10 protein-coding genes and 1 pseudogene are annotated in these 9,014 nt (G+C 43.9%); 2 read left to right on the top strand and 9 right to left on the bottom strand.

Translation table 11 applies throughout. The features are described from left to right. Positions 1–142: 142 nt before the first annotated feature. Both IM515_RS16975 and IM515_RS16980 read right to left on the bottom strand, forming a co-directional pair. Positions 143–727, bottom strand: a pseudogene (locus IM515_RS16975) (Uma2 family endonuclease); the annotation flags it as partial. 23 nt (positions 728–750) lie between these two features. Beyond that, entirely contained in the window at positions 751–1,494 is a 744-nt protein-coding gene (locus tag IM515_RS16980; protein ID WP_287632695.1) for a DUF3782 domain-containing protein, read from the bottom strand. Between the two features lie 330 nt (positions 1,495–1,824). Here IM515_RS16980 and IM515_RS16985 point away from each other — a divergent pair, with 330 nt between their 5' ends. Beyond that, positions 1,825–2,247, top strand: coding sequence for a SufE family protein (locus IM515_RS16985; RefSeq protein ID WP_002766044.1), 423 nt, complete (start codon positions 1,825–1,827; stop codon positions 2,245–2,247). A gap of 4 nt (positions 2,248–2,251) precedes the next feature. Here IM515_RS16985 and IM515_RS16990 read toward each other — a convergent pair whose 3' ends face one another. After that, positions 2,252–2,803 (bottom strand): ferric uptake regulation protein, encoded by a 552-nt coding sequence (locus tag IM515_RS16990; protein WP_002737956.1) that lies wholly within the window; start codon positions 2,801–2,803, stop codon positions 2,252–2,254. A gap of 105 nt (positions 2,804–2,908) precedes the next feature. On the opposite strand from IM515_RS16990, the gene IM515_RS16995 reads away from it, so the two are divergent. Further along, positions 2,909–4,174, top strand: coding sequence for a DnaJ domain-containing protein (locus IM515_RS16995; protein WP_287630267.1), 1,266 nt, complete (start codon positions 2,909–2,911; stop codon positions 4,172–4,174). On the opposite strand, the gene IM515_RS17000 is transcribed toward IM515_RS16995, so the two are convergent. From IM515_RS17000 to IM515_RS17025, 6 genes are all read right to left on the bottom strand, one after another. Then, positions 4,127–4,741, bottom strand: a complete 615-nt coding sequence (locus IM515_RS17000; protein WP_287630268.1) for a molybdenum cofactor guanylyltransferase — start codon at positions 4,739–4,741, stop codon at positions 4,127–4,129. The two genes, IM515_RS16995 and IM515_RS17000, sit on opposite strands and share 48 nt — an antisense overlap. Positions 4,742–4,906: 165 nt before the next feature. Beyond that, positions 4,907–5,272, bottom strand: coding sequence for a DUF948 domain-containing protein (locus tag IM515_RS17005; protein WP_193961841.1), 366 nt, complete (start codon positions 5,270–5,272; stop codon positions 4,907–4,909). Next, positions 5,273–5,632, bottom strand: a complete 360-nt coding sequence (locus IM515_RS17010) for a YtxH domain-containing protein (RefSeq protein ID WP_002761233.1) — start codon at positions 5,630–5,632, stop codon at positions 5,273–5,275. 634 nt (positions 5,633–6,266) lie between these two features. Further along, positions 6,267–7,283, bottom strand: coding sequence for a glutaminase A (gene glsA / locus IM515_RS17015; protein WP_287630269.1), 1,017 nt, complete (start codon positions 7,281–7,283; stop codon positions 6,267–6,269). Positions 7,284–7,381: 98 nt separating this feature from the next. Beyond that, positions 7,382–8,485 (bottom strand): glycosyltransferase family 4 protein, encoded by a 1,104-nt coding sequence (locus IM515_RS17020; RefSeq protein ID WP_287630270.1) that lies wholly within the window; start codon positions 8,483–8,485, stop codon positions 7,382–7,384. Positions 8,486–8,901: 416 nt separating this feature from the next. Then, the coding region (locus IM515_RS17025; RefSeq protein ID WP_185237766.1) for a transposase at positions 8,902–9,014 on the bottom strand (113 nt) is incomplete at its 5' end.

The raw sequence follows: 9,014 nt of genomic DNA on the forward strand, positions 1-9,014 counted from the left end.
ACTCGACCGACCCAACTGCAACAAAAAGCGTTAGATTTATTGGGAGTTTCTCTGATTTGTACCCAGTAACGGGGTGCTGGTAATTCTCTTAATCCCTTCTACAGCACAGCTTATGGCTTTTTGTCAACGGGGAAGTCCAGCAATACAGCCATTCTCGCACCCAAGCGATATGTTCTCCCTGTTCATATCCCAACGCTAACCCGATTTCTGGCAACCATACCCGATTATTTTCAGGCTCTAAAAGCTCGTATTTCCCCGCTATAAGCTTATAAACCTCTAATCTCTCTCTATTTTTAAACCTTCCCCTTCTACCGCTCAAGGGATTGTAAATGGCGTAATAGAGAATGCCTAGGGTTTGATAATCCGCTAACTTTCCCTCATATTCCCCATTATATTTCTCGGAAATCACTTCCAGGGCCAATATGGGCATAATATAAGCTTCTTCCCAGAGAACATAGCTTAATCTTCCCCTTTCGCCGGTATCGTGTTTGACTCCCACTGCCAAAAATCCATCGGGTATGATCGCCGGTTCGTCGGGATTGTAATAAACTCCCATATCGACACCAAAATACCAATCATCCCGCCCCATCCAAATAAATGCTAATAAACTGAGTAATAGATTGGGAATGTCGTTCTGTAGCTGGTTATCCACGGGTGTTTCGTCAGAACAGGGCAATTCTTCGGCAGTGGGAAGAAGGCGATTTTTATTGTAGGAAAGGTTAACCATAGCGATTGTTTTGACTAGGGAAATTACCAAGTATTCGGTTGAAAGTCAGCATCATTGATAATGGCCACCGTATCCCCGGAGGGTTTAATCACAAATAGACCTTTTTTATAAGCATAGCGATCGATTCCTTCGTTGATTTCAATTCCTGCCACTGCACCGTAGGCTCGATAGTTTTGATAATGGGGAAAAGCGATTTTAAAACGAGTCAATTTTTCGATAAATTCATCCACATCATCTTGAGACAATCGAGATTTACATTCCACCACCACGAGATCGGTATCATCCACCGCTAGAATATCAATTTCCATGGCGATGCCTTGACGTTTGACTCTAGCGCGGGGATAAACTTCCTTAATATCAATGCCTTTTTCCTGAAAAAGCCGTAAAACCGCCGGTTCTACCAATTCTTCCACAAATCGACCCCAGCGAGTGGTGAGACTATCTACCGCTTTGCTGGTTCGTTCAACCGTCCGTTTCAGTTCTGCCATGGAGCGATCGCTTTCTAGTTTAGATTCGGCTAGGAGGCTCTCTATTTCGACTCTATGGCGATCATATTCCGCCTTGGATTGGGCAACCAGGCGATCATATTCCGCCTTGGATTGGGCAACCAGGCGATCATATTCCGCCTTGGATTGGGCAACCAGGCGATCATATTCCGCCTTGGATTCGGCAGCCCGGCGATCATATTCCTCAGCCCGGCGATCATATTCCTCGGCGGAAGTGCGGAATAGCTGGTAAATATCCGCAAGAGTTACCGGTTCACTCATAGACTTGCCTCTAAAATACCCCTGATCATTTTAGCGATTCCGTCGAAAAGCTGGACAAGAGCCAGAGAGCAAAACGGCAAGAAATATTAAGAATTATTTAAAAGACTTGACAACTGTGGGGTTTAGGGTGGTTTTTTTTCTGGAATTTACCTAAAATGTCGGATGAATACCCCTGCAAGCGTGGTGTTTGATTGATGCCAATTCTAGCAGATAGCATCAATGCGCTTTGACCAAGGCAGTCCTAGCATCGATAACCACAGCACTCAACTTCCGCAAGAATGCTAATATAAAAAAGCTATTGGCTAATTTTTTCCTATTTTAACTTGCAATATGCTCCCGTCTAATCTCGATCGCATCGTCGAACGCCTCAAACGTCGTACCGATCCTAAGCAAAAATACGAACAATTACTAGCTTTTGCTAAAAAACTAGAACCAATACCAGAATCTGCCAAAATCCCCACTAATAAAGTCCACGGCTGTGTATCCCAAGTTTATATCACTGCCGACATCGAAAATGGCCAAGTTTGGTATAAAGGCGATTCCGACGCACAATTAGTCAAAGGTTTAGTTGCTTTGTTAATCGAGGGGTTAAATGGACTGACTCCCTCGGAAATCCTGCAAGTCACCCCAGATTTTATCGAAGAAACCGGTTTAAAAGTCAGTCTTACCCCTTCCCGCGCCAACGGATTTTATAATATTTTCCAATTAATGCAGAAAAAAGCTCTCGGTTTTCAGTTGGGAATGTCCGCTTAGATGTCTAGTTTTCTGGTTCCGGTTCCTTTGATTCGGGAATCTCGCAGTTTTGGAAACGAGTATCCACCAGCGAACGGGTACAACCCCAATTACTCGGTATTCCCGACGGCCAACCCATCCGCAAAGCTTCCGGACAGATGGCCATCACCGTTAACTGACAGTCAATTAACTGAAAACCCTCTTTCTCACACTGTTTGAGACTGTGTTTGAGAATGGAATCATTGTTAAATTCGATGGTTTTATTACACTGAATACAGACCAAATGATGATGGTGGTGGGGATAGGGTTGATTGAGTTCGTAGTGTTTATGACCCTCGGCCAATTCCAACTCCCGCAAAATTCCCATCCGCGACATCAGTTTAACACTGCGGTAAATTGTCGATAAACTAATTCCTTCCCCCCTTTTGTCCAGCAATTCCTGCAATTCTTCGGCGCTGAGATGATTGCCTTTCGGTAAATTCTGGAAAACGTGCAGAATTTTCTCTCGCTGGGGAGTTAAGCGCCACCCCCGCGCGTTGAGTTCCGCTTTCAGGGAGGAAGCAGTGTAGGCAGACATAAGCGATCAACTCTCAATAAAAGCTATTTAATTGACAATGATAGTCGTTTCGGCGAGCCATTGGCAACAATTTTCAGTAGTTGAAAATTCCCCCCGCATTCGAGTATGAAAAATTACTATGAAATCCTGCAAATTCCCCGTAATGCCAGTAATAATCAGATAAAAGCCGCTTTTCGTCGTCTGGCCCGGCAATATCACCCCGATTATAATCCCAATGATCCAGAAGCAGTGACAAAATTTCGGGAAATTGAACAAGCTTATCGGGTTTTGAGCGATAAAGACAAAAGAAAAGAGTATGATCGCAGTTTATCCCCAGAAATACCCACTTTTAACCCCAGTGCCGAGGATTTTTATCAACAGGGATGGCACTACGCTCAAGAGAAAAATTATCAACTAGCGATCGCATTTTACCAGCAAGCGATCGCAATTAATCCGCAATTTTGGCAGGCCTATCTGCAACGGGCGGAAGTTTACTACCATAATCAGCAGGATCGGCAAGTTTTAAGCGATTGTCGGCAAGTTTTGCAGTTAAAACCCGATTGTTCCCAAGCTTACTATTACCTCGGTTTATCCCGTCAACGACTCGGTTACACCCAATCCTCCCTAGAAGCTTATGGCAAAGCAATCGCCATTGACCCCAATAACCCCCAATTCTATTATCACAGAGGATTAGCTCTAGAGGAACTCTCGGAACTGCCAGCAGCACGAAAAGATTTTCAAATAGCAGCCAAGAAATTTAAGCAACAGGGAAATTTTCGCCGCTATCATGCCATTGCCAATAAGTTAAGAGATGCTCATAAAAGTTATCGACAACCGCAATCAATCAAGTGGTCAAAAACTCTTTTTATTGTTTTTAATTTGCTGAAAATATCTGGCTCATCTTTGCTCAAACCCAAGACCGGTCTAGCAGAGTCTTTTTTAAAGCTTAACCGTAATCAGGCTTTGGCTACGGGTGCATTAGCAGCAATCATCAGCAGTTTTTTTATCGCTTTTACTTGGCAAAACTGGACAGTTAAATCTGAGTTTTTGCTGTTATTAGGCTGGGCAGTATTTCCTTTTATTATTCTGACTTTATCTAGTTGGTTTGGCAGAAAATTAAGTAATAAATATGGTAGTTTTACTGGCGATATATTTTTAGCTGGCCTAATAGTTTTGCCCTTTTCCCTCGTCATTTTGCTCACTTCCTATTTGTCCATCAATGGCGATATTATTGGCGCAATTATCGGTGTAACGGGCGGTTATCTAACCGGAATGCTCTACTATGGTTATCGCCATTTATCCAATATTTCTTCGCCGATCTCTTTACTTTTACTCCCTTTTGTGCTAGGTTTTCTTACGGTTAATATCTGGGGAGTTTATTATTATCTCTAAATCTTCCGGAGTATTACAGTTAAATAAAATCTCGGAATTATCGATAATTAATTCCTCCACCACAGCGACATTTAACCATTTTTGAAAAGAAGTTCCCCCTTGCTGAATATAAGTCTGCAAAGATGCTAAACAACGACGATGATAAAAAGCACAGAGAGGTTCCCAACGATTCCCGCACCGGGGAACCAAAGCCACGGCATTTTCTGGTACAGTGGCTAATAATCTTGACCATTCTTGAATAATTGGAGGCGTTAGTAAAGGTAAATCGCAAGGGAGTAATAAAACCCAATCGGTTGATACAAAAGTTAATGCCAAGGCAAAGGCCAATAAAGGCCCCCTAGTGGGAAGCAGTTCCTTAATTATCCGGCAGTATTGGGGAATGATCAGTTCATAACGTTCTGGCCAAGGCGTAATTACATACACTTGTACTGCACAATCTTGGGCAATTAAACAGATATTCTCTAGAAAAGAGAGACCCTGAAAAGATAACAAAGCTTTATCTCGTCCCATACGGGAACTTTGACCACCAGCCAGAATTAACGCCGTTAAAGCCGGAAAATCACTCATAATAACTTATATTCTCCTCTGCCTAAGTAGGGTTTGCTGAAAAAGTTTGTTGGTGGAGTCAGGAGTCAGTTATCAGTTATCAGTTATCAGTTATCAGTTATCAGTTCACTGAGAAAACTCCCCACACCCCACACCCCACACCCCACACCCCACTTCCCCATCTGCTTAACTGCGTTTCCAAGTATTCCAAGCGACTTTCAAACCGATCAAGAGGCGACGGCTGCCACGATCGAACTTGCTGAGACCGGCTTTAGCACTACCGAGACTGCGATCGACTCCTTGGACAACTTGGCGGGTACTTTTGACCCCTTCATCGATATTTTCGGTTAATTCGCTGATTTCCGCCCCTGTTAGGCGAATTGCTTCTAGAGTCGGGGGAAATTCCCGATGGAGGGTATCGAATAATTTTTCGGCACTGCGGGCTGCCCGGGCTAACTCTTGCAGGGCAGGTAAAGCGGCGATGAAAACCGCCGTTAAACTAACGGCGACTAGCAGTAAAGAACATCCTAGCCAGAAAATAGGTTCGGTCATTTAGTAGTGATTCGAGTGTTGATTATCGCCTTGGGGGGATTCTTGCGAGTCGGGGGAGGGATTGTCCGTGGCTAGACTTTGACTAGCTTCGATTCCAGCTGTCACCGCCTCTTTTAATCTCATTAAAGTATCATCCCAATTACGCCGGGCCGATTCCGATAGGCGATCGGCCTGTAATTGCATCGTCGTGGTCAGATCTTCGGCTAATTCAGGCAAAGCCCGGGCGGATTTTTGCAGAATTCGACGGGTTTCTTTTCCAGATCTCGGCGCTACTAATAAACCCGCCACTGCCCCGATCGCACTGCCCACTAAAACCCCGACGACGAATAAGCCACCGTTACCGTTATTTTTATCTGCCATAGGATTGCCCCTGTACTTAATTCCCAATTTTACGAGCAATTACACTGCTCTTGTGCAGTTTCTTCGGCAAAAATTTTGACCTGTTGCTCTTGGCAAGCAAAAACAGACCTAGAAGGGATAACTTGAGAAAAAACTAGCGATCGGGCAAAACCTGATTTTATGGCTGACTTTGAGCCAATAAGGGAGTGAAAAAGAAGAACCTCTGGGAGTCTTGCCGTGTTTCGACCCCAAAGGTTCCTCTTATACTGAACTTATACTCCTCACACAACATTTATATTACACACAATCCGCTGCTTTTGTCAAGAGGTTTACGAAATTTTTTCCACAGACCTCTGGCCAAATTAATTTTCTAGGGCCGGTAGGCGCTCTTGTCAGGGACAGTTAAGTAGGGGTTGCGGCAAAAAGTTTTTCCTGGGGGCAGGTGGGGTGTGGGGTTTTATCGATTTTCAGGACAAAAGTAAAGTTAACTGTGGGGTAAGGAGAACGTAGGTTGGGTTGAAGCATGAAACCCAACGCCCGCATCATGTTACGCTACCGCTAACCCATCCTACAAATAATTGTGCCTCCCTACTTATCAGACTAAATCCTGTTTAAAAGCTATGGCAGAGTGGGGAGAGGGAAGTAGGGGGTGGTATCAACTATTGCCTTCAAGCCATGTTTTTAAATCTCGTTCTGGTTTGGCCACATTGAATAAATGTAAACCAAAATCCTCTGAAATATCTTGACAAATTTTCACTCCTCTGATGCTGTTGCCTTTTTCATCTAAAAGGGGCGAAAAAGTGCCAATTCCCAACTTATGGGGGACTACTGCCGTAATTCCGCCACCGACACCGCTTTTTGCTGGTAATCCTACCCGATAAGTCCATTCTCCCGAAGCGTCGTACATTCCACAGGTAAGCATAACACTGATCACATCTTGAACGTAGTGTTCATCGATCGCCCGTATTCCTGTGATTGGGTTGACACCCCCATTAGCCAAGGTAGCAGCCATCAGAGCTAAATCATGAGCATGGACGAGAATGGCGCATTGTTGACAGTAAAGATCGAGGGTTTCTTCAATTTTATCGCTGACCATGCCAAAATTTAGCATCAGATAAGCCATGGCCCGATTGCGATTGCCGGTGGATTTTTCCGAGAGAAAAACGGGGACATTAATCTCGTGGTCCCTACCCGTATAGCGTTTAAACATTTCTAAAATACGTTTTAGCCTTTCGGTGGCATTCTGTCCGGTGATTAAATCCGTGGTAGCGATCGCACCAGCATTAACCATAGGATTATAGGGACGATTGGTTTTTTCATCGAGCATAATCGAGTTAAAAGCTTCTCCCGTGGGTTCAACACCGACTTTACTATTAACGTATTCCCGTCCGTGATCTTCTAGAGCTAATCCAAAGACAAAAGCTTTAGAAATCGATTGTACTGTAAAGGTTTGCTGACAGTCTCCCACCTCAAAAATCTGACCGTCAGTGGTAATTACCGAAATACCAAACCATTGTGGAGCTGCTAGGGCTAATTCCGGAATATAATCGGCGATCTTACCCGTCTGTAAATCAGAGTATTTTTCGTGAAGATAGTTAAGATAGTTGCGAAAAGGATAGACCAACTTTTGACCAGAATTGACCGGACTAATAAAATCTTTTGGGGAAGCCATAGAGGAGTATAGCAGTTATCTTAATAATGAGTGACAAAGTTGTGGTTTTGGCTAGTCAGTGGCTGGTATTGAGGAGACGATGCCCAATGAAGTTATAATTAGATTAACTGCCGTAATTTTGCTTGTAAAGTCTTTTTGCCGAATTTAGTTACAGTTTGTTGACGCAACCATTGCGGGTGACAACGTTGATCCTGACCTGGCAAAATTTCTAGACAAGCTTTAGCCACCTTTTCGGCATCTCGATAGGGAACGCGCCACCCCACCAAACCATCCTGCAGCGGCTCTGCTGAACCGTCCTCATCTCCAGAAATCACGGGAATACCACAGGCCATGGCCTCTAGGTAAACAATCCCGAATCCTTCCCGGGAGGGCATAACGTAAGCATCGGCTAAACGATAATGGTCGGCTAATTCTTCTGTGGGGACAAAACCCGCGAAAATTACCTGTTTATCCACTCCTAACTGCTTGGTTAAAGCTTCTAACCTGGGGCGATCGTCCCCTCGTCCGATGACTAGATATTTTACTTCGGGATAAGTCTCTAGAATTGTCGGCAGGGCCCGAATGGTAACATCTACCCCTTTATGGATATCCCCCGACCACAACCGGGCCACTGTTAATAAAACTTTGGCATTTTCTATATCATATTTTTTGATTAATGTCAAGGACTTTTCGCCTAAATTAAACTTTTCCTCATCCACCACACAGGGGAGAATTGCTACTTTTTTGGGATCAATAGCGTTAGCCTCACACATAAGATCGCGAGTGTAACGGCTAATTGTCCAGATCGATGCGGCCGCTTGCAGGGCCTGTTTTTGCGAATTTGCTAAAGGTTCCCAGACTTCATTGCCGTAGGTGAGGACGGTGTAGGGTATGCCTAAAACTTGACAGTAAAGACGGGTGAGGGGGGCTAAATTTATATGACCACAAAAAACCCGTTGGGGACGTTTCATGAGGAGAGAAACCAGAAACTTAAGGGCTAATTGAATGCGTCCGAGAGTTGCTGAGTTATTTTTCAGGTAATGAAAGGTAATACCTTGATTTTTGAAAGGATTAGGACAATCAGGGGCATCCCGCAGTAAAAAAACCTCGGCCGCCTCGCAATCGGGCAAAGTGAGATAAGCTGGCAGAACATCCTTGATATAGGATTGAATACCGCCTTCTTGGGCAAAAATCTCTAAAAATAGGAAGATATGAGGCATCATAGAACGTCAGTGTCAAAAAGGTTTAGGTTGGGCGAAAAAATTTTCCCTGATCTCTTATCTGTACTATCGCACTTTCTTGATCTATCTCGATCGTCCCCCAAGTAATACATCCTAACCGCTAACAGTCCGAAAAAGAACAATCTAGTCGATCTTCTCCCGTTTAACTGCCAGAATAAGGGGAATTTCGATGCTGATAGCTAAAATAACTGATATTAGTCAGTTTAGCTGATGATGCTGCCAGGGCGATAGATAGGAAGTGAAGGACGGGGAAATAGTCAGAATTTTCCCGGATGCCAAAGATAAAGCCATTTCTTTGTCCCCGGTGTCATCGAGGAATCTTCCTCTTTTAACGCTAGATATTTTCAGGAATTACTAGAGACAAAAAAAATTGGCTCTTCGTTACTCTTTATGCTAAATCAACAGACAAGATGCCAAGATAACATACTTCTAACCCAAAAATTACGAAAGTTTCTAAAGCCATAGGCTCTCCGTTTTATTAGTTTAAGTTTATTGTTGATTCCCTCGACCA

The organism is Microcystis sp. M44BS1 (assembly GCF_020244875.1).
GTDB lineage: Bacteria > Cyanobacteriota > Cyanobacteriia > Cyanobacteriales > Microcystaceae > Microcystis > Microcystis panniformis.